Source organism: Metapseudomonas resinovorans DSM 21078 (assembly GCF_000423545.1).
GTDB classification, from domain to species: domain Bacteria; phylum Pseudomonadota; class Gammaproteobacteria; order Pseudomonadales; family Pseudomonadaceae; genus Metapseudomonas; species Metapseudomonas resinovorans.
The window spans coordinates 348,207-375,052 of sequence record NZ_AUIE01000002.1; the positions used below are offsets into that span (position 1 = coordinate 348,207).

The 26,846-nt window shown below is 64.5% G+C and carries 26 protein-coding genes; 17 read left to right on the top strand and 9 right to left on the bottom strand.

Annotation, left to right across the window (positions count from 1 at the left end):
• Positions 1-54 precede the first annotated feature (54 nt).
• From prlC to G559_RS0104235, 5 genes are all read left to right on the top strand, one after another.
• Complete coding sequence (prlC, locus tag G559_RS0104215; protein ID WP_028627058.1) at positions 55-2,103, top strand: oligopeptidase A; 2,049 nt, start codon at positions 55-57, stop codon at positions 2,101-2,103.
• Positions 2,100-2,366, top strand: a complete 267-nt coding sequence (locus G559_RS0104220; protein WP_028627059.1) for a YheV family putative zinc ribbon protein — start codon at positions 2,100-2,102, stop codon at positions 2,364-2,366. The genes prlC and G559_RS0104220 overlap by 4 nt, the downstream gene beginning before the upstream one ends.
• A gap of 21 nt (positions 2,367-2,387) precedes the next feature.
• Positions 2,388-3,164: a DUF3658 domain-containing protein gene (locus G559_RS0104225; protein WP_028627060.1), complete on the top strand. Its 777-nt coding sequence runs from the start codon at positions 2,388-2,390 to the stop codon at positions 3,162-3,164.
• Positions 3,165-3,252: 88 nt separating this feature from the next.
• Positions 3,253-4,311 carry a PA0069 family radical SAM protein gene (locus G559_RS0104230; protein ID WP_028627061.1) on the top strand — a complete coding sequence of 353 codons (1,059 nt, stop codon included), beginning with the start codon at positions 3,253-3,255 and terminating at the stop codon, positions 4,309-4,311.
• A 111-nt stretch (positions 4,312-4,422) separates the two neighbouring features.
• Entirely contained in the window at positions 4,423-5,130 is a 708-nt protein-coding gene (locus G559_RS0104235) for a carbonic anhydrase (RefSeq protein ID WP_028627062.1), read from the top strand.
• A gap of 151 nt (positions 5,131-5,281) precedes the next feature.
• Here the strand turns inward: G559_RS0104235 and G559_RS0104240 are convergent, their stop codons facing one another.
• The gene (locus G559_RS0104240) at positions 5,282-5,941 is read right to left on the bottom strand and encodes a hypothetical protein (protein WP_028627063.1); all 660 of its coding nucleotides are present in this window, start codon (positions 5,939-5,941) and stop codon (positions 5,282-5,284) included.
• Between the two features lie 385 nt (positions 5,942-6,326).
• On the opposite strand from G559_RS0104240, the gene coxB reads away from it, so the two are divergent.
• Genes coxB through G559_RS0104260 form a run of 4 tightly spaced genes read left to right on the top strand, consistent with a single transcriptional unit; the run spans position 6,327 to position 10,539 of the window.
• Entirely contained in the window at positions 6,327-7,454 is a 1,128-nt protein-coding gene (gene coxB / locus G559_RS0104245; protein WP_028627064.1) for a cytochrome c oxidase subunit II, read from the top strand.
• A gap of 29 nt (positions 7,455-7,483) precedes the next feature.
• The gene (ctaD, locus tag G559_RS0104250) at positions 7,484-9,073 is read left to right on the top strand and encodes a cytochrome c oxidase subunit I (RefSeq protein ID WP_028627065.1); all 1,590 of its coding nucleotides are present in this window, start codon (positions 7,484-7,486) and stop codon (positions 9,071-9,073) included.
• Position 9,074: 1 nt separating this feature from the next.
• Positions 9,075-9,626, top strand: coding sequence for a cytochrome c oxidase assembly protein (locus G559_RS0104255; RefSeq protein ID WP_028627066.1), 552 nt, complete (start codon positions 9,075-9,077; stop codon positions 9,624-9,626).
• 25 nt (positions 9,627-9,651) lie between these two features.
• Positions 9,652-10,539 (top strand): cytochrome c oxidase subunit 3, encoded by an 888-nt coding sequence (locus G559_RS0104260; protein ID WP_028627067.1) that lies wholly within the window; start codon positions 9,652-9,654, stop codon positions 10,537-10,539.
• A gap of 30 nt (positions 10,540-10,569) precedes the next feature.
• Here G559_RS0104260 and G559_RS0104265 read toward each other — a convergent pair whose 3' ends face one another.
• A complete protein-coding gene (locus G559_RS0104265; RefSeq protein ID WP_028627068.1) occupies positions 10,570-10,773 on the bottom strand; it encodes a twin transmembrane helix small protein in 204 nt (67 codons plus the stop codon).
• Positions 10,774-10,842: 69 nt separating this feature from the next.
• Here G559_RS0104265 and G559_RS0104270 point away from each other — a divergent pair, with 69 nt between their 5' ends.
• From G559_RS0104270 to G559_RS0104290, 5 genes are read left to right on the top strand one after another with little or no spacing between them, the layout of a single operon-like run.
• The gene (locus G559_RS0104270) at positions 10,843-11,571 is read left to right on the top strand and encodes an SURF1 family protein (protein ID WP_028627069.1); all 729 of its coding nucleotides are present in this window, start codon (positions 10,843-10,845) and stop codon (positions 11,569-11,571) included.
• The gene (locus tag G559_RS0104275) at positions 11,546-12,127 is read left to right on the top strand and encodes a hypothetical protein (protein WP_245586466.1); all 582 of its coding nucleotides are present in this window, start codon (positions 11,546-11,548) and stop codon (positions 12,125-12,127) included. The genes G559_RS0104270 and G559_RS0104275 overlap by 26 nt, the downstream gene beginning before the upstream one ends.
• Before the next feature lie 37 nt (positions 12,128-12,164).
• The gene (locus G559_RS28415; RefSeq protein WP_051246389.1) at positions 12,165-13,211 is read left to right on the top strand and encodes a COX15/CtaA family protein; all 1,047 of its coding nucleotides are present in this window, start codon (positions 12,165-12,167) and stop codon (positions 13,209-13,211) included.
• A gap of 23 nt (positions 13,212-13,234) precedes the next feature.
• Positions 13,235-14,140 (top strand): heme o synthase, encoded by a 906-nt coding sequence (cyoE, locus tag G559_RS0104285; protein ID WP_028627071.1) that lies wholly within the window; start codon positions 13,235-13,237, stop codon positions 14,138-14,140.
• Positions 14,137-14,772 carry an SCO family protein gene (locus tag G559_RS0104290; RefSeq protein WP_028627072.1) on the top strand — a complete coding sequence of 212 codons (636 nt, stop codon included), beginning with the start codon at positions 14,137-14,139 and terminating at the stop codon, positions 14,770-14,772. Before cyoE ends, G559_RS0104290 begins: the two co-directional genes overlap by 4 nt.
• A 283-nt stretch (positions 14,773-15,055) precedes the next feature.
• Here the strand turns inward: G559_RS0104290 and G559_RS0104295 are convergent, their stop codons facing one another.
• The 4 genes from G559_RS0104295 to G559_RS0104310 all read right to left on the bottom strand — a co-directional run bounded on the left by G559_RS0104295 (position 15,056) and on the right by G559_RS0104310 (position 18,567).
• Positions 15,056-15,832 (bottom strand): MetQ/NlpA family ABC transporter substrate-binding protein, encoded by a 777-nt coding sequence (locus G559_RS0104295; RefSeq protein WP_028627073.1) that lies wholly within the window; start codon positions 15,830-15,832, stop codon positions 15,056-15,058.
• A gap of 52 nt (positions 15,833-15,884) precedes the next feature.
• Positions 15,885-16,550, bottom strand: a complete 666-nt coding sequence (locus G559_RS0104300) for a methionine ABC transporter permease (protein WP_028627074.1) — start codon at positions 16,548-16,550, stop codon at positions 15,885-15,887.
• Entirely contained in the window at positions 16,550-17,557 is a 1,008-nt protein-coding gene (locus tag G559_RS0104305) for a methionine ABC transporter ATP-binding protein (protein WP_028627075.1), read from the bottom strand. The genes G559_RS0104300 and G559_RS0104305 overlap by 1 nt, the downstream gene beginning before the upstream one ends.
• Positions 17,558-17,721: 164 nt before the next feature.
• Positions 17,722-18,567, bottom strand: coding sequence for a PA5502 family lipoprotein (locus G559_RS0104310; protein WP_028627076.1), 846 nt, complete (start codon positions 18,565-18,567; stop codon positions 17,722-17,724).
• A gap of 200 nt (positions 18,568-18,767) precedes the next feature.
• Here G559_RS0104310 and G559_RS0104315 point away from each other — a divergent pair, with 200 nt between their 5' ends.
• Positions 18,768-20,396, top strand: a complete 1,629-nt coding sequence (locus tag G559_RS0104315; protein WP_028627077.1) for a GMC family oxidoreductase — start codon at positions 18,768-18,770, stop codon at positions 20,394-20,396.
• Here G559_RS0104315 and znuB read toward each other — a convergent pair.
• The 3 genes from znuB to G559_RS0104330 are packed head-to-tail and all read right to left on the bottom strand — an operon-like array spanning position 20,368 to position 22,443.
• Positions 20,368-21,153 (bottom strand): zinc ABC transporter permease subunit ZnuB, encoded by a 786-nt coding sequence (znuB, locus tag G559_RS0104320; RefSeq protein ID WP_028627078.1) that lies wholly within the window; start codon positions 21,151-21,153, stop codon positions 20,368-20,370. The two genes, G559_RS0104315 and znuB, sit on opposite strands and share 29 nt — an antisense overlap.
• The gene (gene znuC, locus G559_RS0104325) at positions 21,146-21,946 is read right to left on the bottom strand and encodes a zinc ABC transporter ATP-binding protein ZnuC (protein WP_028627079.1); all 801 of its coding nucleotides are present in this window, start codon (positions 21,944-21,946) and stop codon (positions 21,146-21,148) included. Before znuC ends, znuB begins: the two co-directional genes overlap by 8 nt.
• Complete coding sequence (locus G559_RS0104330) at positions 21,943-22,443, bottom strand: Fur family transcriptional regulator (protein ID WP_028627080.1); 501 nt, start codon at positions 22,441-22,443, stop codon at positions 21,943-21,945. Before G559_RS0104330 ends, znuC begins: the two co-directional genes overlap by 4 nt.
• Positions 22,444-22,507: 64 nt before the next feature.
• On the opposite strand from G559_RS0104330, the gene G559_RS0104335 reads away from it, so the two are divergent.
• Positions 22,508-23,425, top strand: a complete 918-nt coding sequence (locus G559_RS0104335; protein ID WP_028627081.1) for a zinc ABC transporter substrate-binding protein ZnuA — start codon at positions 22,508-22,510, stop codon at positions 23,423-23,425.
• Positions 23,426-23,576: 151 nt separating this feature from the next.
• A complete protein-coding gene (locus G559_RS0104340) occupies positions 23,577-26,840 on the top strand; it encodes an LAGLIDADG family homing endonuclease (protein WP_028627082.1) in 3,264 nt (1,087 codons plus the stop codon).
• Positions 26,841-26,846 lie beyond the last annotated feature (6 nt).

Below are 26,846 nucleotides of genomic sequence, written 5' to 3' on the forward strand. Positions count from 1 at the left end.
TGTGTCTCGTCTCCTCGCGCAGCCCGCGCCCTTTCCCGAATACAGGTGAATGCCGTGACCCTGAGCAATCCCCTCCTGCAAGACTTCGATCTGCCGCCCTACTCCGCCATTCGTCCGGAACACGTCGAGCCTGCGGTCGACCAGATCCTTGCCGACAACCGCGCCGCCATCGCCGACCTGCTGGTGCGCCAGGACGGTACGCCGACCTGGCAGGGCCTGGTGCTGGCGCTGGACGAACTGGGCGAGCGCCTGGGCCGCGCCTGGAGCCCGGTGAGCCACCTGAATGCCGTGTGCAACAACGCCGAACTGCGCAACGCCTATGAGGCTTGCCTGCCCAAACTGTCCGAGTACTGGACCGAGATCGGCCAGAACCGCGCGTTGTTCCAGGCCTACGAGGCCCTGGCCGCCAGCCCTGAAGCGGCCGGCTACGAGGTGGCGCAGAAGACCATTCTCGACCACGCCCTACGTGACTTCCGCCTGTCCGGTATCGACCTGCCGGCCGACAAGCAGCAGCGTTACGGTGAAATCCAGATGAAGCTGTCCGAGCTGGGCAGTCGCTTTTCCAACCAGTTGCTGGACGCCACCCAGGCCTGGACCAAGGAAATCCACGACGAAGCGGCGCTGGCCGGCCTTACCGACTCTGCCAAGGCGCAGATGAAGCAGGCCGCCGAGGCCAAGGGCCTGGACGGCTGGCTGATCACCCTGGAGTTCCCCAGCTACTACGCGGTGATGACTTACGCCGACGACCGTGCCCTGCGTGAAGAGGTCTACACCGCTTATTGCACCCGCGCCTCCGACCAGGGCCCCAACGCCGGGCAGAATGACAACGGCCCGGTGATGGCCGAAATCCTCGATCTGCGCCAGGAGCTGGCCCGGCTCCTGGGCTTCGCGCACTTCTCCGACCTGAGCCTCGCCACCAAGATGGCCGAGTCCACTCCGCAGGTGCTGGGCTTCCTCCGCGACCTGGCCCAGCGCAGCAAGCCCTTCGCCGCCAAGGATCTGGAAGAGCTCAAGGCCTTCGCCGCCGAGCAGGGCGTGGCTGACCTCAAGAGCTGGGACGTGGGTTACTTCAGCGAGAAGCTGCGCGAGCAGCGCTACAGCATTTCCCAGGAGATCCTGCGGGCCTACTTCCCCATCGACAAGGTGCTGTCCGGGCTCTTCGCCATCGTGCAGAAGCTCTACGGCATCGAGATCAAGGAGCTGTCCGGTTTCGATACTTGGCACCCTGACGTGCGCCTGTTCGAAATCAGCGAGAACGGCCAGCATGTCGGGCGCTTCTTCTTCGACCTCTACGCCCGTGCCAACAAGCGTGGCGGTGCCTGGATGGATGGGGCCCGCGACAAGCGCCGCAACACCCGCGGCGAGCTGATCGCGCCGGTGGCCAACCTGGTGTGCAACTTCACCCCCGCCGTCGGCGACAAGCCCGCGCTGCTGACCCACGACGAAGTCACCACCCTGTTCCACGAGTTCGGTCATGGCCTGCACCACCTGCTGACCCGCGTCGAACACGCCGGTGCTTCCGGCATCAATGGCGTGGCCTGGGACGCGGTGGAACTGCCGAGCCAGTTCATGGAGAACTGGTGCTGGGAGCCCGAGGGCCTGGCGCTGATCTCCGGCCACTACCAGAGTGGTGAGCCGTTGCCCCAGGACCTGCTGGACAAGATGCTGGCGGCGAAGAACTTCCAGTCCGGCCTGATGATGGTGCGCCAGCTGGAGTTCTCCCTGTTCGACTTCGAGCTGCACGCCACCCACGGCGACGGACGCAGCGTGCTCGACGTGCTGGAAGCGATCCGCGACGAGGTGGCCGTGATGCGACCGCCGCTGTTCAACCGCTTCGCCAACAGCTTTGCGCACATCTTCGCTGGCGGTTACGCGGCGGGTTACTACAGCTACAAGTGGGCGGAAGTGCTATCTGCCGATGCCTTCTCCCGTTTCGAGGAAGAAGGCGTGCTCAACCCGGCCACCGGCCGTGCCTTCCGCGACGCCATCCTGGCCCGTGGTGGCTCTCAGGAGCCGATGGTGCTGTTCGTCGATTTCCGTGGTCGCGAGCCGTCCATTGACGCCCTGCTGCGCCACAGCGGCCTGACGGAGGACGCGGCATGACGGCGACACCGAAACGCTTCATTGCCGGTGCCGTGTGCCCGGCGTGCAGCGAAATGGACAAGATCCAGATGTGGGACGAAGACGGTGTGCCGCACCGCGAGTGCGTGGCCTGCGGTTACGCCGACACCCTCAACGCCCAGGGCCAGTCGGTGCCGAAGGAGCTTGGCACGCGGGTCAACCAGCCCAAGCCCAAGCCGGCCGATCCCAAGGTCCAGGGCGTGCAGTTCTTCCCCAATCCCAAGCTGAAGAAACCCAGCGAATAACGCGCAAGCCAAGGAGGGCGTATGTGGCATCTGGTGTGTGGGGATGTGGCGGCTGTCGGTGTTGGTCGCGTGATTGGCGAGGCGGCTGCCGCGAGCCATCTGCGTGTGTTGCGCGATGATCTTGCGGTTGGCGCGCTGGTGGATGTCGAGCAACCGCCCTGCACCGTCCGTGCGCAGTTCTGGCTGGATGTCTGGCCCGAGGCGGTGACACCCAGGCCGGATTTCGCTCGCGGGCTCAGTGCCGATGCCGACTGGCTCGCCGGGCTGGCCCGCCAGGATCAGCCGGTGACCGTCTGGCATGGCGACAGCTGCTCCGAGCAGCTCCTGCTGGCCCGCGTGGCTGCAGCACTGGTGCAGAGTGAGGTGCCGTTCTGGGAAGTGCCTTGTGGCACTGGCGACAGCAGCGTTCGCATGCGTCGCGCCGTAGGTATGGTTGAGCCTGATGCGCTGGCGGCCTATTACCTGCCGAAACGGGTCGAGGCAGGGCGCAAGGCACAGCTCGCCGCACAATGGCTCGCCGCCGTGGCGGCCAACGCCGATATTCGCCGCTGGCACGATGGCGATTTCCACGGCGAGGGCCACGCCGCAGTGGATGCCATGCTCCTCGCCGCCTGCACCCCGGAATGGCAACCGCTGCCACGGGTGATGGCCGAGCTCATGGCCAGTAGCGACGGTTTCTTCGTCACGGACTTCTTCGCCTTCTGGCGCGCTCGCGAACTGGCCGGCCAGGGGCGCATCGAACTGGGCGGGACTGCCGGCCAGCAGGGCTACGGCGCGCTGACGGTTCGCCTTGTGTAGGTTGATCCGCCATCCGGCAGAAACTGGCCAGACGTAGGAGAAAGCTGCATATACTGTATGAATATACAGCTAGCGTGGAGTTCGCCCGATGTCCGCCACTCTCCCTCCCCGTGGCCGCGGTACCGCCAGTAATCCGTTCAATCGCTACGCGCCAACCACCTCGGTGGCGCTGGATGACGGCTGGTTCCAGGAGGTCCTGCCCAGCCGCGCCACCGAGGTGCGACTGGAAACCGCCAAGAGCATCATCACCCGCAACCAATCGCCGGACCTGCCCTTCGACCGTTCGGTGAATCCCTATCGCGGCTGTGAGCACGGCTGCATTTACTGCTACGCGCGGCCCAGCCATGCGTACTGGGATATGTCGCCGGGGCTGGATTTCGAGACCCGGCTGATCGCCAAGACCAACGCGGTGGCCCTGCTCGAACAGCAGCTCTCCAAGCCCGGCTACCCGTGCGCGCCGATCAACCTTGGCTCCAACACCGATCCGTACCAACCCATCGAGCGAGAACACCGTCTCACCCGCCAGACGCTTGAAGTGCTGCTGCGCTATCGCCACCCGGTGACCATCGTCACCAAGGGTTCGCTGGTGTTGCGCGACCTCGACCTGCTCACCGAACTGGCGGAACAGAACCTGGTGGCGGTGATGATCAGCCTCACCACCCTCGACGATGAGTTGAAACGTACCCTCGAACCTCGTGCCGCGGCCCCGTCGGCGCGACTGCGGGCCATCCGCGTGCTGAGCGAGAACCGTATTCCGGTGGGCGTGCTCTGTTCGCCGATGATCCCGATGATCAATGACATGGAGCTGGAAAGCCTGCTGGAAGCGGCCCGTGATGCCGGTGCGCGACAGGCGAATTACATGTTGCTGCGTCTGCCGCGGGAAGTGGGGCCGCTGTTCGAGGAGTGGCTCCAGGCGCACTACCCTCAACGTGCCGCCCATGTGATGAGCATCATCCGCCAGTGCCGGGGAGGCGAGATCTACGACAGCCGCTTCGGGCACCGCTTCAAGGGCGAGGGGCCCTTCGCCGAGTTGCTGGCCCAGCGCTTTGGCGTGGCCATCCGCAAGTTGGGCCTGAACCGTCGTCGCGGCTACGAACTGGACTGTTCGCGCTTCTGTCCGCCCGGCGGACAAATGGCGTTACTTTGAGGTGTGACTCGGGAGGCTGTTGCGGCAGTCCTGTAGGAATTCAAATGCCGGCAATCAGATGGATAATGGGCGGCATACAAGACAATTCCTACGATGACCGAGGTTGGCAGCATGAGCAACGAGCATGACAAGCAAGGCAGTGAAAGTGCGGAAGAGGCACTGCGGAACATCGTCGAGGGCTTACAGCGGTTCCGCGACGAGGTCTTCCCGCAGCAGGAGGAACTGTTCAAGAAGCTCGCCCATGAGCAGAAACCCCGCGCCATGTTCATCACCTGCGCCGACTCGCGCATCGTCCCCGAGCTGATCACCCAGAGCTCCCCAGGCGACCTGTTCGTGACCCGTAACGTCGGCAACGTGGTGCCGCCCTACGGCCAGATGAACGGTGGCGTTTCCACTGCCATCGAGTTCGCGGTGATGGCCCTCGGCGTGCACCACATCATCATCTGCGGCCACTCCGACTGCGGCGCCATGAAGGCGGTGATGGACCCGCAGACCCTGGAACGCATGCCTACGGTCAAGGCCTGGCTGCGTCATGCCGAGGTGGCCAAGGTGGTGGTGCAGGAGAACTGCGGCTGCGCCAATCACGAATCCCTGGGCGTGCTTACCGAGGAAAACGTGGTGGCCCAGTTGGACCACCTGCGTACCCACCCCTCGGTGGCGGCGCGCCTAGCCAGCGGCCAGTTGTTCATCCACGGTTGGGTCTATGACATCGAGACCTCGGTGATCAAGGCTTACGACGCCGAGCAGGGTCGCTTCCGGGTGATTGGTGATGGTCCGCTGCCGATGGCCACGCCACGGCCGCGCTACCTGTCGGAGTGATGCAAAGGGGCTGCTGATGCAGCCCCTTTTTCATTGCCTGGGTCAGTCAGTAGCCCGGATGAAATCCGGGGTAGAGTCCAGCCACCGCTCCCGGATTTCATCCGGGCTACGATTTGCCAACTTCCTCCGACAAGGGTGAGTCATTCACCATTCAGCTTGCCGCACGCTGGCCCGGGTTGAGTTCCAGCCCGACGCCCAGTTGCTGGGACAGGCACGGCCAGCGCTTCCAGGCCTCTTCCACCTTGGGATCGTGCAACTGCTGGCGATAGGTCTGGGCCGAGGGCAGGTTGAACACTTCTTCATCGAGAAGTCCCTCCACGGCGTGGTGCACGGCTTCATCCAACTGGTTGGCGAAGGGTTCGCCGATCAACTGGTGGGCGATCAGGTTGGCCACTGTGGTATCCAGCGGAATCAGTGGCTGGCCGAAGTGGACGATGTAGCGGTCGTTGACTTCTTCCACCAGGCGATGGGCCAGGTAGGCCTCATCGAGCAGGCCTTCCAGGCCCTCGTGGCCGGCCATCAGGGCAGGCGGTTGCAGGAAGAATTGTTCGGCGACCTTGAGTACTGGCTTGATGTGGGACTCGATGCCGGCTTCGCGGGCGACGGTGGCGGCGGCATCCAGCACGTCCGGAACCTGTTCCACGTAGGCGGCGATGAAACGGGCGAGCACGCCCTGCGCGTCGTCCGCCGGCAGGCGAATGGCGGGGTGCAGGCTGTCGATCTGGGTTTCGAGAATCTGGGTCAGTTGGCTAGAGGCTGCTTCGTTCTTGAGGGCGCGCTGGATGACTTCGCGCAGTGCGGCGGTGTTCATGACTGCTCCTGAAAAGGACATGGCGGTTTGCGGGGATTAACAGGTGAAGAAGAGACCTTAGCTCGCCCGACGAAACCGCTAAGACCGGATTGTCATAATCGCTTAACAGTTATTCGGGCGCGCTATAACGGCACTTTGACATCTGCTGCCGACCCACGCCAGCCGTGGCGTTTAGGACAAGGCTTACGCGCCTTCAGACATTTCTTGGATCGCGTTGCGTGCCAGAAGTCCCTGTCTATACTCCGACTCGAAAGGCATTACCTGATGGAACCCGACTGTGCACCTGCGTGCCGAGGTCGGCGGTCTGAGTTTGGTAGTCCGGACAGCCGTCCCCAAGCCGTTGGCCCAGCCGGCGGGATAACAAGAACGAGAAGGGGAACCCGCAATGATGCGACATCCACGAGTCTGGATGGGACTCCTGCTGTGGTCGATTCTCAGCCAGGCGGAGGCTGCCTGGACAGTCAACATGGCGCCCGGCGCTACCGAGGTCAGCCGCACCGTTTTCGATCTGCACATGACCATCTTCTGGATCTGCGTCGTTATCGGCGTTGTGGTCTTTGGTGCCATGTTCTGGTCGATGATCATCCACCGCCGCTCCACCGGCCAACAGCCGGCGCATTTCCACGAGAGCACCACTGTGGAAATCCTCTGGACCGTCGTGCCCTTCGTCATCCTCGTGCTGATGGCGGTGCCGGCGACCAAGACCCTGATCGACATCTATGACACCTCCGAATCCGGACTGGATGTGCAGATCACCGGTTACCAGTGGAAATGGCACTACAAGTACCTGGGCCAGGACGTGGAGTTCTTCAGCAACCTGGCCACACCTGCCGATCAGATCCACAACAAGGCGCCGAAGGACGAGCACTACCTGTTGGAAGTCGACCAGCCGCTGGTGGTTCCGGTGGGCACCAAGGTGCGCTTCCTGATCACCGCGGCCGACGTGATCCACTCCTGGTGGGTACCTGCGCTGGCGGTGAAGAAGGATGCGATTCCCGGCTTCGTCAACGAATCCTGGACCCGCATCGAAAAGCCCGGCCTCTACCGTGGCCAGTGCACCGAACTGTGCGGCAAGGACCACGGCTTCATGCCCATCGTGGTCGAGGCAAAGTCCCAGGAGGACTTCGCCAAGTGGCTGGCCCAGCGCAAGGAAGAGACGGCCAAGCTCAAGGAGCTGACCGACAAGGAGTGGACGCTAGAAGAGCTGGTCGAGCGCGGCGACAAGGTCTACCACACCAGCTGCGCGGCCTGTCACCAGCCGGAGGGCCAGGGCATGCCACCCATGTTCCCGGCGCTCAAGGGTTCGAAGATCGCCACCGGACCCAAGGCAGATCACCTCAACATTGTCTTCCACGGCAAGCCCGGCACCTCCATGGCCGCCTTCGGCAAGCAGCTTTCCGAGGTCGATATCGCCGCCGTCATCACGTATGAGCGCAACGCCTGGGGTAACAACACCGGCGACATGGTGACGCCGAAGGAAGTGCTCGCCCTGAAGCAGGCGGAAAGCCAATGAAGAACACACCGGCCTATAGGGAGACTGACATGAGTGCAGTGATCGACCACGATCATGCCGGGCATGATCACCACCACGGTCCGGCCAAGGGCCTGATGCGTTGGGTGTTGACCACCAACCACAAAGACATCGGGACCATGTACCTGTGGTTCAGCTTCGCCGCGTTCCTGCTGGGCGGCTCGATGGCCATGGTGATCCGCGCCGAGCTGTTCCAGCCCGGCCTGCAGATCGTCCAGCCCGAGTTCTTCAACCAGATGACCACCATGCACGGCCTGATCATGGTCTTCGGCGCGGTGATGCCGGCGTTCGTCGGCCTGGCCAACTGGATGATCCCGCTGATGATCGGCGCGCCGGACATGGCGCTGCCGCGGATGAACAACTTCAGCTTCTGGCTGCTGCCGGCTGCCTTCGGCCTGCTGGTCAGCACGCTGTTCTCCGCAGGCGGAGGGCCCAACTTCGGCTGGACCTTCTACGCGCCGTTATCCACGACCTACGCGCCGGAGAGCGTGACGTTCTTCATCTTCGCCATCCACCTGATGGGCATCAGTTCGATCATGGGGGCGATCAACGTGATCGCCACCATCCTCAACCTGCGCGCTCCAGGCATGACCCTGATGAAGATGCCGCTGTTCGTCTGGACCTGGCTGATCACCGCCTTCCTGCTGATCGCGGTGATGCCGGTACTGGCCGGCTGCGTGACGATGATGCTGATGGACATCCACTTCGGCACCAGCTTCTTCAGTGCTGCCGGCGGCGGTGACCCGGTGCTGTTCCAGCATGTGTTCTGGTTCTTCGGCCATCCTGAGGTGTACATCATGATCCTGCCCGCCTTCGGTGCGGTCAGCGCGATCATTCCGGCCTTCAGCCGCAAGCCGCTGTTCGGCTACACCTCGATGGTCTACGCCACGGCGTCGATTGCCTTCCTCTCGTTCATCGTCTGGGCGCACCACATGTTCACCGTGGGCATCCCGCTGACCGGTGAGCTGTTCTTCATGTTCGCCACCATGCTGATCGCCGTGCCCACGGGGGTGAAGGTGTTCAACTGGGTGAGCACCATGTGGGAAGGCTCGCTGACCTTCGAGACGCCGATGTTGTTCGCCGTGGCCTTCGTCATCCTGTTCACCATCGGTGGCTTCTCGGGGCTGATGCTGGCAATCGCACCGGCGGACTTCCAGTACCACGACACCTACTTCGTGGTGGCGCACTTCCACTACGTGCTGGTGCCGGGCGCCATCTTTGGCATCTTCGCCTCGGCGTACTACTGGCTGCCGAAATGGACCGGCCACATGTACGACGAGACCCTCGGCAAACTGCACTTCTGGCTGAGCTTCATCGGCATGAACATGGCCTTCTTTCCTATGCACTTCGTGGGGCTGGCCGGCATGCCGCGGCGGATTCCGGACTACAACCTGCAGTTCGCCGACTTCAACATGATCTCGTCCATCGGCGCCTTCAGCTTCGGCGCGACCCAGTTCCTCTTCCTGTTCATCGTCATCAAGTGCATCCGTGGCGGCAAGAAAGCCCCGGCCAAGCCCTGGGATGGCGCCGAGGGGCTGGAGTGGACGGTGCCTTCGCCGGCGCCTTACCACACCTTCACCACGCCACCGGAAGTGAAGTGAGATGAGCGGGGAATTGAGCACTCGCCGCCTGATCCAGCGCCTGTTGGTGCTGGTGGTGGCGATGTTCGGCTTCGGTTTTGCCCTGGTGCCGATCTACGACGTGATGTGCCAGGCCTTCGGCATCAACGGCAAGACCACGGGCTCGGCCTACGAGGGCGCGCAGTCCGAAGACCAGCAACGTCAGGTGCGGGTGCAGTTCCTCGCCACCAACGCGGCGGGGATGAGCTGGGAATTTCGCCCCAGGGCGGATGACCTGGTGGTGCATCCGGGCGCGAGCAACGAGATGCTGTTCGTCGCCTACAACCCGACCGACAAGCCAATGACCGCCCAGGCGATTCCCAGCGTGGCGCCGTCCAAGGCGGCGGCCTTCTTCCACAAGACCGAATGCTTCTGCTTCACCCAGCAGGTCCTGCAGCCCGGCGAGCGCATCGAGATGCCGGTGCGCTTCATCGTCGACCGTGACCTGCCGGCCGATGTGCATCACCTGACACTCGCTTACACGCTGTTCGATATCACCGCCCGCAAGCCACCAGTCGCCAGGAATGACGGCTGACGGGACGATAAGGAGAACAACAACGATGGCAAGTCACGAGCACTATTACGTTCCGGCCCAGAGCAAGTGGCCGATCATCGCCACCATTGCCTTGCTGGTCACGGTCTATGGGCTGGGAACCTGGTTCAACGACCTGAAGTACGACCGCCCGGAATCCAACGGGCCGATGATCTTCTTCGTCGGCGGACTGTTGATCGCCTACATGATGTTCGGCTGGTTCGGCGCGGTGATCCGCGAGAGCCGTTCGGGCCTGTACAGCGGGCAGATGGACCGTTCCTTCCGCTGGGGCATGAGCTGGTTCATCTTTTCCGAGGTGATGTTCTTCGCCGCCTTCTTCGGCGCCCTCTTCTATGTTCGCTACTTCGCCGGCCCCTGGCTTGGAGGCGAGGGCGACAAGGGTATCTCCAACATGCTCTGGCCGAGTTTCGAGTACGCCTGGCCGCTGCTGGAGAACCCGGACTCCAAGCTGTTCCCGCCGCCCAAGGCCGTGATCGACCCCTGGCACCTGCCGCTGATCAACACCCTTCTGCTGGTGACGTCCAGTTTCACCGTGACCTTCGCCCACCATGCCCTGCGCAAGAACAAGCGTGGTCCGCTCAAGGCCTGGTTGGCGGCGACCATCCTGCTGGGTGTGGTGTTCCTGGGCTTCCAGGCCGAGGAATACATCCATGCCTACAAGGAGCTGGGGCTGACCCTGGGGTCGGGCATCTACGGGGCCACTTTCTTCATGCTCACCGGATTCCACGGTGCCCACGTAACCATGGGGGCGCTGATCCTGACGGTGATGCTGATCCGAATCCTGCGTGGCCACTTCGACAGCGATCACCATTTCGGCTTCGAGGCGGCGGCCTGGTACTGGCACTTCGTGGACGTGGTGTGGATCGGCCTGTTCACCTTCGTCTACGTGCTGTGAAAACGGTGGCCGGAGGTGGGGGCTTCCGGTCTACCAGGTGACTTGAGAAACGAACTGGCCGCTGTAGAAACCCCAGGCGATGAGCGCCAGGGTCAGGGCGGCCAGGACCACACGAACCGTTAGCGCATTGACCACGCGGGAGCTGCGGCCTTCGTCCTTGACCAGGAAGAAAAGGCCGCTGAACAGGCTGACCACCGTGGCAAGCAACATGAGGACGATCGCTGCCTTGAGCATGCGTGACTCCGGGGGAAGGGGGATGTTGTGCAGTATAGCCAGCCCTGCTCAGCCTCACGGACGGCGCTCCTGAGCGCCTTCCGGCCCGGCCTGGTGCCCACCCTGGTGGTGCTGGCCATGCTGCCGGTGTTGCTCGGGCTGGGCTTCTGGCAGCTCGCGCGCGCGGAAGAGAAACGCCAGCTACTGGCTGCCGCCGATGCCCGCCGCCTCGCCTCGCCTGTCGCGATCGAACAGCTCCTCGCCAGTCCCGCTCCCGCCTACCTGCGTGTACGCCTGCGCGGCCATTTCGACGCGGCGCACAGCCTGTTTCTGGACAGCCGCATCCGCGACGGCAAGGCCGGCATCGAGTTGCTGCAACCCTTTCAGGACAGCACGAGCGGGCAATGGCTCCTGGTCAACCGTGGCTGGCTGCCCTGGCCGGACCGCCGCGTGGCGCCAGCCTTCACTACCCCCGCAGGCGAGCTGGAACTCGTTGCCTGGGCCTACGTGCCGCCGGGCGCTGCCTTCGAACTCAAGCACCTGGAAGCGAGCGGCTGGCCTCAACTGATCAACCAGGTGGATACCGCGGGTCTCTGGCAGCACCTCGGTCGCAGCGGCCTGCCCCTGGAGCTGCGCCTGGAAGAAGGCGCGGCGGCTTACCGCACTGACTGGGCGGTGGTCGCCATGGGGCCGGAAAAACACCTCGGCTACGCCGTGCAGTGGTTCGCCCTGGCGGCGGCCCTGTTCGGCCTTTTCATCTATTTCGGATTGCGCAAAGGACGGGAGAACAACAATGAACCCAGCACTCGCCATGCCTGAGGCCGCACCGCCGCGCCGCCGTGGGCGGATTCAACTGCTGCTGATCCTGATGGTGGTGATCGGCCCGATGATGCTTGCCACGGCCATGTACAAGTTCAGCTTCTGGGTGCCGGAGGGCCGCAGCTATCACGGTGTCCTGATTGGCAATGGCCAGACGCTGGCCAACCTCGGCGTGCAGGACGCGGCGCCGCAGGAAACCTGGCAACTGCTGGTGACCGCTCCGGGCGGCTGCGAGGCCGATTGCCAGGCGTTGGTCTATGCCGCGCGGCAAATCCATATCGGCCTGGGTCGCGATGCCTCCCGCGCCAGCCACGCGCTGGCCGTTACCGGGTTGCCAGCGGATTACGCCGACAAGCTCAAGCAGGAGTACCCCCAGCTCAAGCGCTATGGCCTGGATGCCGGCGCCTACGGTAAGAGCACCGAGAACCTTGGCGGCGCCTTGCTGTGGATAGTCGACCCCCACGGCAATCTGGTCCTGCGCTACGACGGCACCACGAAGGGAAAGCAGATTCTCAACGACCTGCGCCACCTGCTGAAGCTGTCCAATATCGGTTGAACGACCCCTTTCACTGGAAAGGTGAGGAGCGGTTGCTGTGGATAAGTACAAGAGCCTGCCCGGATTCCGCCTCGCGCTGTTCGCCATCCTGCTGGCGGTTGTGGTCGTGCTACTGGGCGCCTACACCCGCCTGACCCATGCCGGCCTCGGTTGCCCGGATTGGCCCGGCTGCTACGGCTTCATCGCCGTGCCGCAGACCGAAGCCCAGCTGGCCCATGCCGAAGCCAACTTCCCCCACGCGCCGGTGGAAGCCGACAAGGGCTGGAACGAAATGGTCCACCGCTATTTCGCCGGTGCCCTGGGACTGGTGATCCTCGGCCTTGCCGTCCATGCCGTGCGCCAGCGTGGTCACGACGGACAGCCACTGAAGTTGCCGTTGCTGCTGGTGGGCGTGGTGATCGCACAGGCCGCGTTCGGCATGTGGACGGTGACCCTGCAGCTTTGGCCCCAGGTCGTCACCGCGCATCTGTTGGGCGGTTTCACCACCCTGTCACTGTTGTTGCTGCTCTGTCTGCGGCTGTCCAACGCTTTCCCCGCCCTCGAGCTGCCGTCCCGACTTCGGCGCTGGGCAGCCTTGGGGCTGGTACTGGTGATCGGGCAGATCGCGTTGGGCGGCTGGGTCAGCTCCAACTATGCAGCGGTAGCCTGCGTCGACCTGCCCACCTGCCACGGCGAGTGGTGGCCAGCGATGGACTTCGCCAATGGTTTCCACCTGACTCAGCACATCGGCCCCAACTACCTGGGCGGCCAGCTCGACAGCGACGCCCGCACCGCCATTCACATGACTCACCGCCTCGGTGCGCTGGTCGTGACCCTCGTGCTGCTGGGTGTTGCCTGGCAACTCCATCGCAATGGACTGTCGCGACTGGCCGGACTGCTGCTGGCGGCACTCTGCCTGCAGGTGGGGCTGGGCATCAGCAATGTGCTGTTCCATCTGCCGCTGCCGGTGGCGGTCGCCCACAACGGCGGTGGCGCCCTTTTGCTGCTGGTGTTGGTTTCAGTGAATTACCGGGTGCGTGCACCGGCGCCGGCCGCCGACACGTCCGCTACGGCTGCTCGGCATCACGCCGGCAAGCCTGCCTGAACACAAGAAGAAGGAGAGACGCCATGGCCACTCTGCTCAGCCGAGGACACAGCCAGGCCCACGCCAGCTGGCGCGACTACCTGGAGCTGACCAAGCCCAAGGTAGTGGTGCTGATGCTGATCACCTCGCTGGTGGGCATGTTCCTCGCCACGCGCGCCGGCGTGCCCTGGACGGTGTTGCTGTTCGGCAACCTCGGCATCGGCCTCTGCGCGGGCGCAGCAGCGGCGGTCAACCATGTGGTGGACCGGCGCATCGATTCGATCATGGCGCGGACGCTGAAGCGCCCGGTGGTGAATGGGCGTGTCTCGCCGGTCGCGGCCCTGGCGTTCGCCTTCATCCTGGCGCTCGTCGGCCAGGCCCTGCTGCTGGCCTTCACCAACGAACTGACGGCCTGGCTCACCCTGGCTTCGCTGGTGGGTTATGCGGTGCTCTACACCGGCTTCCTCAAGCGCGCCACGCCGCAGAACATCGTTATCGGCGGCCTGGCCGGCGCCGCACCGCCGCTCCTCGGCTGGGTAGCGGTCACCGGCCACCTGTCCGCCGAACCGCTGCTGCTGGTACTGATCATCTTCGCCTGGACCCCTCCGCACTTCTGGGCGCTCGCCATTCATCGCAAAGAGGAATACGCCAAGGCCGATATCCCGATGCTGCCGGTGACCCACGGTGAGCACTACACCAAGGTGCACATCCTGCTCTATACGCTGGTGATGTTCGCGGTGAGCCTGCTGCCCTATGCCATCCACATGAGCGGCGTGCTCTATCTGGTTTGCGCGGTGGCCCTGGGTGCGCGCTTCCTGCAATGGGCCTGGGTGCTGTACCGTGACAGCAGACCGCACGCCGCGATCAAGACCTTCAAGTACTCTATCGCCTACCTCTTCCTGCTGTTCATCGCCCTGCTGGTGGACCACTACCTGATGCTGAACCTATGACCCGAATCCAGAAAACCGTCTTCGTCCTCGTCGCCCTGGTTGCCGTGGTGCTTGGCCTCACCGTGCACAAAGTCCTGACCGGCCAGGCTCAGGCCGACCCGACCAAATTGCTCGATGCCGGCATCGTCCTGCTGCCGCAGAGCCGCACCCTGCCGGAACTGGAAATGACCAACCAGGACGGCGAAAAGATGCGCGTCGACCAGTTCAAGGACAAGTGGAGCCTGGTGTTCTTCGGCTACACCTTCTGCCCGGACATCTGCCCCACCACGCTGGCGCAAATGCGCGAACTCAAGGGCCTGCTGCCGGAGGAGGCGCGCAACAACCTGCAGATCATCCTCGTCAGCGTCGACCCCTACCGCGACACGCCGCAGCAGCTCAAGCAGTACCTGGGCTACTTTGACCCGGCCTTCATCGGCCTGACCGCCGACCTGCCGACCCTGCAGAAACTCTCCAATGCGGTAAGCATCCCCTTCATCCCGGCTGACACCAGCAAGGAAAACTACACCGTGGACCACAGTGGCAACCTGGTGGTCCTGGGCCCGGACGGCACCCAGCGTGGTTTCATCCGCTCGCCGCTGAACAACCAGAAGCTCAAGGAGCAACTGCCGGGGCTGGTGACGCCGAAGGGCTGAGCTCGGGACCGCTTCGCAGCCCTTGGCGAATGAATTGGCTATGTCTGCGTTAGCTGTTACGAGAGATCTACCATCGGGCCAAGAGCCTTGTAGGAGCTGGCTTGCCAGCGAAACGGGGCCATTCGCTGGCAAGCCAGCTCCTACGGACCATGCGCTGCTTGCAACACGTCATGCAGACATAGCGAATGAGTTCGCCCCTACAGTTGGTGCTGCCCACGGATACCTCGACACCCACAAAAAAGCCCGCTCAATCGAGCGGGCTTTTTCATTCAGCGCGAAGTGATCAGAACGCCGGCACCACGGCGCCTTTGTACTTCTCCTCGATGAACTTCTTCACCTCGGGGCTGTTCAGGGCCTTGGCCAGTTTCTGCATGTCGGCGCTGGCCTTGTTGTCCTCGCGGGCAACCAGGATGTTCACGTAGGGCGAGTCGCTACCTTCGATCACCAGGGCGTCCTTGGTGGGGTTCAGCTTGGCTTCCAGGGCGTAGTTGGTGTTGATCAGCGCCAGGTCAACCTGATTCAGCACGCGCGGCAGGGTCGCGGCTTCGAGCTCGCGCACCTTGATGCCCTTCGGGTTCTCGAGGATGTCCTTCGGGGTGGCGGTGATGCTGGTGTTGTCCTTCAGCTTGATCACGCCGGCCTTGTCCAGCAGCAGCAGGGCACGGCCGCCGTTGGTGGCGTCGTTGGGGATGACCACCTGGGCGCCTTCGGGCAGTTCGGCCAGGGATTTCACCTTGCTGGAGTAAGCGCCGAAGGGCTCGACGTGCACGCCCACCACGGACACCAGTTTCACCTTGGTCTGACGGGCCTTGTTGAACTCGTCGAGGTAGGGCTGATGCTGGAAGAAGTTGGCGTCCAGGCGGCCTTCGGCGACCTGTACGTTGGGCTGCACATAGTCGGTGAAGACTTTCACCTGCAGGTCCACGCCTTCTTTGGCCAGCTGTGGCTTGATGAACTCGAGGATCTCTGCGTGGGGCACCGGGGTGGCGGCGACTTTCAGGGTGTCGGCCTGGGCGGAGAGGGCGGTCAGGGCGGCGAACGCCACCAGCAGTTTCTTCATGAGCGGCTCCTTGTGGGAAGTCATTTGGCGGCGCGGTCGGCGCCGGCCTGGGTCATTTACGAGAGAAGTGCACCACCAGCTTGTCGCCGACGGTTTGCAGGATTTGTACGAGTACCAGCAGCAGGATCACGGTGACGACCATCACGTCGGTCTGGAAACGCTGGTAGCCGAAGCGGATGGCCAGGTCGCCCAGGCCGCCCGCGCCCACCACACCCGCCATCGCGGTGTAGGACACCAGGGTGATGGCCGTGACGGTAATGGCGGCGAAGATTCCCGGCCGCGCTTCCGGTAGCAGCGCGTTGACGATGATCTGCCGGGTGGTGGCGCCCATCGCCTGGGTCGCTTCGAGGATGCCGCGGTCCACCTCGCGCAGGGCGGTTTCCACCAGGCGCGCGAAGAACGGTGTGGCACCGACCACCAGCGGCGGGATGGCGCCGGCGACGCCCAGGGAGGTGCCGGTGATGAACACGGTGAAGGGAATCATCACGATCAGCAGGATGATGAAGGGCAGCGAGCGCAGCACGTTGACGAGCAGCGACAGCAGGCCGTACACGGCTTTCTGTTCGAACAGCTGGCGCGGGCCGGTGAGGAACAGCAGCACGCCCAGCGGCAGGCCGAGCAGCACGGTGAACAGCAGCGAGCCGCCCAGCATCAGGAAGGTGTCGACGGTGGCGAGCCAGATTTCGTACCAGTCGATATTGGCGAGCAAGGCGTCCATCAGCGCAGGATCTCCAGGTGCACGTCGGCCTCGCGGAAGCAGACGAGCGCGGCGTCAATGTCGCCGCCGGTCAGGGCCAGGGTCAGCTGGCCATAGGGGGTGTCCTTGATGCGGTCGATGCGCCCGGCAAGGATGCTGTAGTCAACGCCGGTCTGGCGCGCGACGGTGCCCAGCAGCGGGGAGTAGGTCGCTTCGCCGCGGAAGGTCAGGCGCAGGATGCGGCCGGCGACGTGGGCGAAGTCATCGCGCTGCTCACCCTCGTCCACTTGCTCGTCCTCGAGCACGAAGCGCTGGGTGGTGGCGTGTCGGGGATGCAGGAACACATCGGCCACCGCACCTTGCTCGACGATCACGCCACCATCCATGACTGCCACGCGGTCGCAGACCCGACGGATTACATCCATCTCGTGGGTGATGAGGACGATGGTGAGTTTCAGTTCACGGTTGATCTCGGCCAGCAGCTGCAAAACCGAGGCAGTGGTCTGCGGGTCGAGGGCGCTGGTGGCTTCGTCGCAGAGCAGGATCTTCGGCTGGGTAGCCAGCGCGCGGGCGATGCCGACGCGCTGCTTCTGGCCGCCGGAAAGCTGTGCCGGGTACTTGCGCGCATGGTCGCTGAGGCCGACGCGGGCGAGCAGTTCGGCAACGCGGCGATCGATCTCGCTGCGCGACAGTTCGCCGGCCAGCTTGAGTGGCAGGGCGACGTTATCGGCCACGGTCTTGGACGACAGCAGGTTGAAGTGCTGGAAGATCATCCCTACGCGCTGACGGAAGCGGCGCAGGCCTTCGCTGTCGAGGGCGGTGATGTCTTCGCCATCGATGACGATGCGACCGCCGGAGGGCTCTTCCAGGCGGTTGATCAAGCGCAGCAGGGTGCTCTTGCCGGCGCCCGAATGGCCGATCAGGCCGAACACTTCGCCACTCTGGATGGCCAGGTCGGTCGGCTGCAGGGCTGGGATTTCGCGGCCTTCGACGCGGTACGCCTTGTGGACGTTATGAAATTCGATCACTGCGGAAACCTTGTGGGTTCGTCGTTAGCCGGATCGGCTAAAAACCGGCAAGTTTACCTGTTGGTACATAGGCACAGAAAATCTTTCTGGACCTATGGCTATAGCAATAGGGAATAAGCGACAGGCGGATCTTCTGCAGTCTAGTCGCCACCCCGCAGGGGCGTTCAGTGGCGGGGGCTGAGTACCAGGCGAGGTACCTGATCGGGCTTCAGGGCCTGGCTGTACTGCGCCTTGAAGCCGGGGTCGAGTTTCTTCACCCGTGCCGACAACAGGGCGGCGACCCAGGGGTAGTCCTTGGCCTCGCGCACCTGAATCTGCACGGCACAATCGTGGGCGACGATATCGGCGGCCACACCATCGAGCAGGCGACGCAGGTTCTCGTTGTCGTCACGGTCGAGTTGCGGCATTTCCACCAGCGGCGTCAGGGCGCGCAGCGGCTTGGCGGCCTGGACGACGGGTTTCTCACCCTCGGGGGCGTTGGGCAGTGTGGTGTTCGCCTGGATGGCGGCGGCCTGGCGCTCGGCGGCTTCGCGCAGTTGGCGGGCCTGCTCCAGGCGTGCCGCATTTTCCTTGGCGGTTGCGGCCTCGGCGGCGCGACGGGTTTGCTCGGCACGGGCTTCGGCCGCTTCACGGGCCTTGTCGAGGGCACCGTCCAGGCCGGTGGCCAAGGCGGGGGCCTGGGGCAGCAGGCTGCGGGCATGGCTGAGCGCCTTGGCGGCAGTGTCCAGGTCGCCTTGCTGCAGTGCGGCCTGGCCGCGCTTCAGCCAGGCTTCGGCAAGCTGACGCTGGTATTGCTCAAGGCGAGTATCGCCAGCGGCGGTGCTTTCCAGGCCCTTGAGGCGGCCTTCGGCCTCGGTGAGCTTGCCTTCGGACAGGTCCTGGTCAAGTTGGCGGAAGCTGCTAACCAGTTCGTCCGTTGGTACGTCGGCCACTTGCTGGACGGTCTGGCAGGCAGCCAACAGCAGGGAAAAGGCGACAACGGGCAGGCAACGAGTGGCGAACAGCTTCATTCCGGCGGGTCTCTGATTGCTCAAAAAACGCGCGATTCTACACGGCGGCACTGTTCAGGACAAAAAGTAGGGGCAAATCGGCCGCGAGGATGGCATTTCTGGAGGCATCTGACCGGCCTTGCGGACCTTTCGCGGCTCCTGTCCGGCCCGGAGTTGCTGCAAGATGGCTGGCCATAACGACAGGAACGGCGAGGAGTGCCATGTACCCAGTCCACCAGGAGTTCGACTACCTCATCGTCGGCGCCGGCCCGGCCGGTTGCCTGTTGGCCAATCGGCTCTCGGCCGATCCAAGCGTGCGCGTATTGCTGCTGGAGGCTGGCGGTCGCGACAGCTATCCCTGGATTCATATCCCGGTCGGCTACCTCTATTGCATCGGCAACCCGCGCACGGACTGGTGCTTTCGCACTGAGGCAGAGCCCGGCCTGCACGGCCGCAGCCTGGGCTACCCGCGTGGTCGGGTGCTGGGCGGCAGTTCCTCGATCAACGGGATGATCTACATGCGCGGCCAGGCAGCCGACTACGACCGCTGGGCCGAGCTGGGCAATCCGGGCTGGGGCTGGGACGACGTGCTGCCATTGTTCCGCAAGAGCGAGAACCACTTCGCCGGCGCCAGTGAGTTCCACAACGACACCGGCGAATGGCGAGTGGAGCGCCAGCGGCTGTCGTGGGAAATCCTCGATGCGTTCCGCCAGGCCGCCGGTGAATGCGGCATCGCCCCGGTGGAAGACTTCAACACCGGCGACAACCAGGGCTGTGGCTATTTCCAGGTCAACCAACGCAGCGGCGTGCGCTGGAACGCATCCAAGGCTTTCCTGCGACCAGTCCTGCAGCGACCGAACCTGACGGTTCGGACGGGCGTCGAGGTGCATCGCCTGCTGCTGGAGCAAGGCCGCGCGGTGGGTGTGTCGGGACGCTGGGAGGGTCTGCAGCAGGAGTTTCGCGTGAGGCGAGAGGTGATTCTCTGTGCCGGAGCGGTCGGTTCGCCCATGCTGCTGCAACGTTCAGGGATCGGCCCCAGGCCATTGCTGGAGCGCCTCGGAGTCGGTGTGCGACATGAACTGGCCGGAGTGGGTGGCAACCTGCAGGACCACTTGCAGCTTCGGCTGATCTTCAAGGTGTCCGGTGTGCCGACCCTGAACCAGATGGCGGGCAGCCTGTGGGGCAAGCTGGGCATGGGGCTGCGTTATCTGGCCAGCCGCAGCGGGCCGCTGGCCATGGCGCCGAGCCAGTTGGGTGCCTTCGTTCGCTCAGGTCCGGAGCAGGCGCGGGCGAACCTCGAGTACCACGTGCAGCCGTTGTCCCTGGAGCGCTTCGGTGAGCCGCTGCACCCCTTCCCCGCCTTCACCGCTTCGGTGTGCAACCTGCGTCCACGGAGTCGCGGTCGAGTGGATATCCGCTCCGTGGATTCCAAGGCTCCGCCGCTGATCCAGCCCAACTACCTGAGTCACGTCGAGGATCTGCGCGTGGCCGCCGACGCCATCCGCCTGACCCGGCGCATTGCAGCCGCACCGGCCCTGGCGCGCTATCGGCCGGAAGAGTACCTGCCAGGTTCGGCGCTGCAGAGCGAAAAGGAGCTGTATGAGGCGGCGGGCCAGATCGGCACCACCATCTTCCACCCGGTAGGCACCTGCCGCATGGGTCAGGGGCGTGAGGCCGTGGTAGACGCCGAACTGAAGGTGCACGGGGTGCCGGGATTGCGCATCGCCGATGCCTCGGTGATGCCGGAGATCGTCTCCGGCAACACCTGCTCACCGACGTTGATGATCGCGGAGAAGGCCGCGTCCCTGGTGCTTGCCGACCTCAGGCGCGCCGCGGCAGGGCAAAGCTGAACAGGAACAGGCTGGCGGCAGAAACCACGATGGACGGGCCGGCCGGCGTGTCCTTGAACCAGGACAGCGCGAGGCCCGCGCATACGGCCACCAGGCCCAGCAGGCTGGCACCCAGGGCCATCTGTTCAGGGCTGCGGGCGTGGCGTTGGGCCGCCGCTGCCGGAATGATCAGCAATGAGGTGATCAGCAGTACGCCGACGATCTTCATGGCCACGGCGATGACGATGGCGATCAGCAGCATCAGGGCAAGACGGATCGCCGCCACCGGCAGGCCCTCGACCCGCGCCAGCTCCTCATGCACGGTGATCGCCAGCAACGGCCGCCACATGGGGATCAGCACCAGCAGCACCAGGGCACTGCCGCCGAGGATCCAGTAGAGGTCGGTGCGGCTCACTGCCAGCAAGTCGCCGAACAGGTAGGCCATCAGGTCGATGCGCACTTCGCTCATGAAGCTCAGCACCACCAGGCCGAGTGACAGTGTGCTGTGAGCGAGGATGCCCAGCAGGGTGTCTGAGGCCAGCGGCTGGCGCTGTTGCAGGGTCACCAGCAACAGGGCAAGCAGCACGCAGCCGACGGTTACGGCCAGGGTCGGGCTGACGTCCAGCATCAGGCCGAGGGCCACACCGAGCAGCGCAGCGTGGGACAAGGTGTCGCCGAAATAGGCCATGCGCCGCCAGACCACAAAGGAACCGAGGGGGCCGGCCACCAGGGCCAGGGCGAGGCCGGCGAGCAGGGCGTTGAGCAGGAAATCAGCCATGGTTGCAGTCGGGGCCGTGCTTGTGGACGGGAGTGAAACGGGTGCCGCTGGGGAAGGGCGTCTTCACCACTTCGCCATGCAGGTCGTGGGCATGGTCGTGATGGTGGTGGTAGACGGCCAGGCTCTTGGCATCCTGGCCGAACAGCTCGACGAAGGCCGGATCGAAGCTGACCTGTTCCGGGTGGCCGGAGCAGCAGACGTGGCGGTTCAGGCAGACCACCTGGTCGGTGGTGCTCATCACCAGGTGCAGGTCGTGGGAGACCATCAGCACGCCACAGCCGTGGCGGTCGCGCAGGCGGGTGATCAGGCGGTAGAGCTCGGCCTGGCCGGCGACGTCGACGCCTTGCACCGGCTCGTCCAGCACCAGCAGTTCAGGCTCGCGCAGCAGCGCGCGGGCCAGCAGTACGCGCTGTAGCTCGCCGCCGGAGATGGTTTGCAGCGGGCTGTCGATGACCTGGGTGGCGCCGACTTCGTCCAGGGCCGCGAGCACCTTCGTGCGGTCCACGCCCGGCACCAGGCGCAGGAAGCGCAGTACGGTCAGAGGCAGCGTCGCGTCCACCTGGAGCTTCTGCGGCATGTAGCCGATATGCAGGCGCGGCTTGCGCCATACCTCGCCGCTGTCGGGCTTGAGCAGGCCGAGCACGGTGCGTACCAGCGTGGTCTTGCCGGCGCCGTTGGGGCCGATCAGGGTGACGATCTCCCCTGCCTTCACCGCCAGGTGAACGTCCTGCAGCACCGGCTGGCCGGCGAAGTCGACGCCGACTTTGTCCAGGCGGATTAGCACATCGCTCATGCGGCCACCTGGCAGCTGGCGCAGAGACCGACAACCTCCACGGTCTGGCCTTCGACGACGAAGCCGACGGACTTGGCGCTGTCGACGATGGCCTGGCTGATGCTGGATTGCTCCAGCTCGATGGCGGTCTGGCAGTTGCGGCAGATGAGGAACTGGCCCTGGTGGGCATCACCCGGATGGTTGCAGCCGACGAAGGCGTTGAGCGAAGCGATGCGGTGTACCAGGCCATTCTCCAGCAGGAAGTCCAGGGCACGGTAAACGGTGGGCGGCGCCGCGCGGCGACCGTCTTCTTCAGCCAGCACGCCGAGGATGTCGTAGGCACCTAGTGGCTTGTGGCTCTGCCAGACCAGTTCCAGCACGCGTTTGCGCAGGGTGGTCAGGCGCAGGCCCTCGCGGCTGCAGATGGCATCGGCTTCGGCCAGGGCATTGGACACGCAATGGGAGTGGTCGTGGGGGCGGCAGGCCAGGGGAGCTTTCACGCTGATCGGCTTGAGCATGGTGGCGGCGACGTTTGGGGAAAGAGACGTTATTCTATTACTCTTTTGCCGCCGAGTCTGTGCCGTGTTCCGTCTATTCGTCTCCCTGTTCCTCAGCGCTTGCGCCCTGTCGGCCCAGGCCGACGTGCGCCTGCTGACCAGCATCAAACCGCTGCAACTGATCGCTGCCGCCGTGCAGGACGGCGCCGGCCAGCCCGACGTGCTGTTGCCCCCCGGCGCCTCGCCGCACCAGTACGCCTTGCGCCCATCCGACGTACGTCGGGTACGCGAGGCGGATCTGTTCTACTGGGTTGGCCCGGACCTGGAAGGCTTCCTGCCTCGAGTACTGCAGGGGCGCGACAAGCCCAACGTAGTGCTGCAGGAGCTTCCTGGCATGCAACTACGCCACTTCGAAGCCCCTCACGACGAGCATGAAGAGGAGGGCCACGATGAACACGAGCACGACCATGACCACCGTCCGGGCTCCCTGGACGCGCACCTCTGGTTGCTGCCGGCCAATGCCCGGGTGATCGCCGCGCGCATGGCCGCCGATCTTGCCGCTGCCGATCCGGCCAACACCGCCCGCTACCAGGCCAACCTGAAAGCATTCGAAGGCCGCCTCGACCAGCTCGACGCCCGCCTCAAGGCACGCATGGCCAAGGTTTCCAGTAAGCCGTTCTTCGTCTTCCACGAAGCCTTCGACTACTTCGAGGCAGCCTATGGCCTGCGCCATGCCGGCGTCTTCAGCGTGGCCAGTGAAGTGCAGCCCGGCGCCCGCCATGTCGCCGCCATGCGTGAACGCCTGCAGAAAGCCGGTCCGAGCTGCGTGTTCAGCGAACCGCCGGTGCGCCCGCGCCTCGCCGACACCCTGACCGCCGGCCTGCAAGTGCGCTTGGCCGAGCTGGATGCCCTGGGCATGAATGCACCGGTCGCGGCCAATGGTTACGAGACCCTGTTGCAGAACCTCGGCGATGGCCTCGCCGGCTGCCTGGAAGCGCTGTAACCGCTCCAAGGGTGGGCTGCAGCCCACCTTGCGTGGGTGGTCGGCAGTGCCTGCTAAGGTGAAAGAGGGGCCGCGGGCCGCTTTGATGCGAATCAGCGGCCGGCATTCGTGGTCAGACTAGTCTGGACTCTTCATTGAAGGAGGGCAGCGGATGGCCAGGACGGGAGCGCCCAAGCAGGTTCAGGGCAGCCATGGCATCGCCTTGCAGGCGGCGTCGGAGGATATCTGGGACAGCAAGTACCGCCTCAAGCACAAGGACGGTACACCTATCGATCTCACCCCGGACGCCACCTGGCAGCGCGTGGCTCGTGCGCTGTCCGAGGTGGAGGCCGACACCGCGGCTCGCGAGCATTGGTACGAACGCTTCCTCTGGGCCCTGCGCAACGGTGCCATTCCTGCCGGAAGAATCATCTCCAATGCCGGCGCCCAGGACATCAAGCCCGCCACCTCGACTATCAACTGCACGGTTTCCGGCACCATCCGCGACTCCATGGACGACATCCTCGGCAAGGTCCACGAAGCCGGGTTGACCCTCAAGGCCGGCTGCGGCATCGGCTACGAGTTCAGCACCTTGCGCCCGCGTGGCGCGTACGTTTCCGGGTCTGGCGCGCAGACCAGCGGGCCGCTGTCCTTCATGGATATCTACGACAAGATGTGCTTCACCGTGAGCTCCGCTGGCGGCCGCCGCGGCGCGCAGATGGGTACCTTCGACGTCTGCCACCCGGACGTGCGCGAGTTCATTCGCGCCAAGCGCGAGGATGGCCGCCTGCGCCAGTTCAACCTCAGCCTGCTGGTCAGCGACGCGTTCATGCACGCGGTGGAGAACGACACTGAATGGCCCCTGCTCTACCCGGTACACCCCAAGGAGCGTGATGAGCTGGACTTCGGCGACTCTGCCCAGGTGATCTGGCGCGACTGGCCGGTGCACGACGGCTACTTCACCCGCGAGGACGGCCTCGTGGCCTGCAAGGTCTACGGTCGCGTCCAGGCCCGGCACCTGTGGGACATGATCATGGTCTCCACCTACGATTTCGCGGAGCCAGGCTTCATCCTCATCGACCGGGTCAACGAGCTGAACAACAACTGGTGGTGCGAGGCGATCCGCGCGACCAATCCTTGTGTCACCGCGGATACCTGGGTGCATACCGCGGAGGGACCGCGCCAGGTGCGTGAATTGCTGGGCAAGCCCTTCTGTGCACGGGTCGACGGTGTCGACTACCCGTCCGCTGCTCAGGGTTTCTTCCAGACCGGTATTCGACCCGTGTTGGCCCTGCGTACTCGCGAGGGATATCAACTGCGCCTGACCGCCGATCACCGCGTGCGCAGGGTCACCGCAACCACTCGCTGGCGCCTGGAAACCCAGTGGTGCGCCGCCAGCGAGTTGCGACCCGGCGACCAGGTATTGCTTGCCGATCACCGCGCCAACGCCGTCTGGCCAGGGGATCTCGGGCAGGACGAGGGCTACCTTCTGGGGCTGTTGGTGGGGGACGGCACCCTCAAGGCGGATGCGGCGATTCTCTCCGCCTGGCCGTTGGCCGCTGCGGAAAACGACTGCGGCATCGACCGTTCACTGATGGACGAAGCGCTACGCTGTATCCGTCGGTTGGGTCACAGGGCGGACTTTTCCGGGTGGGTGGCTGTAAGCGGGCGTGGCGAGTGGCGGATGAAGTCCGCGGCCCTGCGGGACCTTGCTTATTCCCTGGGCATGAAACCCGGGGACAAGTGCCTCACCCCGAACCTGGAGCGCCTTTCCAGCGACGCTTGCCGTGGCTTCCTGCGAGGCTTTTTCGATGCCGACGGTTCCGTCCAGGGGATGCAGGAAAAGGGCGTATCCGTCCGCTTGGCGCAGTCCGATCTGGCGCGCCTGCAGACCGTACAGCGCATCCTGCTTCGCCTGGGCGTCGTCTCTACCCTCTACCGCGAGCGACGGCCAGCCGGAGAGCGTTATTTACCCGATGGTCGCGGCGGTCAGGCGCTCTATCACACCCAGGCTCAGCACGAGTTGGTGATTAGCGGCGAATCCCTGGTGCGCTATGCCGAGCTGATCGGCTTTGCCGACCGGAACAAGGCGCAACGGCTTGAAACCGCCCTCGCCGGCTACCAGCGTGCCCCCAATCGTCAGCGCTTCATCGCCACGGTGGAGGTCTTGGACGAGTGCGCAGAGGAGCCGGTCTTCGACGCAAGTGTTCCCGGTATCAATGCCTTCGATGGCAATGGCTTGCATGCGCACAATTGCGGCGAACAGCCCCTCCCACCCTATGGCTCCTGCCTGCTCGGCTCGATCAATCTCACGGCTTTCGTCGAGGAGCCCTTCAGTGAAGACGCCCATTTCGACTGGGAGCGTTTCCGCGCCGTGGTGCGGGTGTTCACCCGGATGCTCGACAACGTGGTGGAGATCAATGGCTTGCCGCTTGAGCAACAGCGCGAAGAGATCCTTGGCAAACGTCGTCATGGCATGGGCTTCCTCGGCCTGGGCTCTGCCCTGGCGCTGCTCAGGTTGCGCTATGGCAGCACCGAGGCCTGTGTGTTCACCGAAGAGGTTGCGCGGGAGATGGCCCTGGCCGGTTGGCAGGTCGCCCTGGAGCTGGCACGGGAGAAAGGCCCGGCCCCCGTCCTGGCCCGGGACTATGACGTGACCGCCGCCCTGTTGCGCAAACGTCCGGAGATGGTGGACGACGGCTACCGGGTCGGAGACAGGGTGCCCGGCCGCATCCTTCATGCCCGCTATTCCCGCTATATGCAGCGCATCGCCGAGCATGCGCCAGAGCTGGTGGCCGAGCTGGCGGAGGTGGGCGCGCGCTTCACCCACCACAGCTCTATCGCGCCCACCGGGACCATCAGCCTGAGCCTGGCGAACAACGCCTCCAACGGCATCGAGCCGAGCTATGCCCATCAGTATTCACGCAACCTGATCCGCCCCGGGCGCAAGACCAAGGAGAAGATCGAGGTGCGCAGCTACGAGCTGCTGGCATACCGCGCACTGGTCAACAGCCAGGCGCGGCCCGATGCCGAGCATTCGGCACAGCGCCTGCCGGACTACTTCGTCAGCGCCGACGACATCAGCCCAGCCGAGCACGTAGAGATGCAGGCGGCGGCGCAGAAGTGGATCGACTCCTCCATTTCCAAGACTGCCAACGTGCCCACGGATTTTCCCTTCGAAGAGTTCAAGGACATCTACCTCCAGGCCTGGCGCCAGGGTCTCAAGGGCTGCACCACCTTCCGCTTCAATCCGGCCGCCTTCCAGGGCGTGCTGGTGAAGGATGCGGACCTGGAAAGGACCGTCTACCGCTTCGAGCTGGAGGACGGCACCCAGGTGGAGCTGCGCGGTAACGAGGAAGTGGAGTACGACGGCGAAGTGCATACCGCCGCCAATCTCTTCGAGGCGTTGAAGGAAGGCTATTACGGCAAGTACTGAACGGTC

Coding starts and splice junctions, on each gene's coding strand:
- G559_RS0104220 (WP_028627059.1), top strand. CDS start 2,100: ATGACGGCGACACCGAAACGCTTCATTGCCGGTGCCGTGTGCCCGGCG.
- G559_RS0104225 (WP_028627060.1), top strand. CDS start 2,388: ATGTGGCATCTGGTGTGTGGGGATGTGGCGGCTGTCGGTGTTGGTCGC.
- G559_RS0104230 (WP_028627061.1), top strand. CDS start 3,253: ATGTCCGCCACTCTCCCTCCCCGTGGCCGCGGTACCGCCAGTAATCCG.
- G559_RS0104235 (WP_028627062.1), top strand. CDS start 4,423: ATGAGCAACGAGCATGACAAGCAAGGCAGTGAAAGTGCGGAAGAGGCA.
- G559_RS0104240 (WP_028627063.1), bottom strand. CDS start 5,941: ATGAACACCGCCGCACTGCGCGAAGTCATCCAGCGCGCCCTCAAGAAC.
- coxB (WP_028627064.1), top strand. CDS start 6,327: ATGATGCGACATCCACGAGTCTGGATGGGACTCCTGCTGTGGTCGATT.
- ctaD (WP_028627065.1), top strand. CDS start 7,484: ATGAGTGCAGTGATCGACCACGATCATGCCGGGCATGATCACCACCAC.
- G559_RS0104255 (WP_028627066.1), top strand. CDS start 9,075: ATGAGCGGGGAATTGAGCACTCGCCGCCTGATCCAGCGCCTGTTGGTG.
- G559_RS0104260 (WP_028627067.1), top strand. CDS start 9,652: ATGGCAAGTCACGAGCACTATTACGTTCCGGCCCAGAGCAAGTGGCCG.
- G559_RS0104265 (WP_028627068.1), bottom strand. CDS start 10,773: ATGCTCAAGGCAGCGATCGTCCTCATGTTGCTTGCCACGGTGGTCAGC.
- G559_RS0104275 (WP_245586466.1), top strand. CDS start 11,546: ATGAACCCAGCACTCGCCATGCCTGAGGCCGCACCGCCGCGCCGCCGT.
- cyoE (WP_028627071.1), top strand. CDS start 13,235: ATGGCCACTCTGCTCAGCCGAGGACACAGCCAGGCCCACGCCAGCTGG.
- G559_RS0104290 (WP_028627072.1), top strand. CDS start 14,137: ATGACCCGAATCCAGAAAACCGTCTTCGTCCTCGTCGCCCTGGTTGCC.
- G559_RS0104295 (WP_028627073.1), bottom strand. CDS start 15,832: ATGAAGAAACTGCTGGTGGCGTTCGCCGCCCTGACCGCCCTCTCCGCC.
- G559_RS0104300 (WP_028627074.1), bottom strand. CDS start 16,550: ATGGACGCCTTGCTCGCCAATATCGACTGGTACGAAATCTGGCTCGCC.
- G559_RS0104310 (WP_028627076.1), bottom strand. CDS start 18,567: ATGAAGCTGTTCGCCACTCGTTGCCTGCCCGTTGTCGCCTTTTCCCTG.
- G559_RS0104315 (WP_028627077.1), top strand. CDS start 18,768: ATGTACCCAGTCCACCAGGAGTTCGACTACCTCATCGTCGGCGCCGGC.
- znuB (WP_028627078.1), bottom strand. CDS start 21,153: ATGGCTGATTTCCTGCTCAACGCCCTGCTCGCCGGCCTCGCCCTGGCC.
- znuC (WP_028627079.1), bottom strand. CDS start 21,946: ATGAGCGATGTGCTAATCCGCCTGGACAAAGTCGGCGTCGACTTCGCC.
- G559_RS0104330 (WP_028627080.1), bottom strand. CDS start 22,443: ATGCTCAAGCCGATCAGCGTGAAAGCTCCCCTGGCCTGCCGCCCCCAC.
- G559_RS0104340 (WP_028627082.1), top strand. CDS start 23,577: ATGGCCAGGACGGGAGCGCCCAAGCAGGTTCAGGGCAGCCATGGCATC.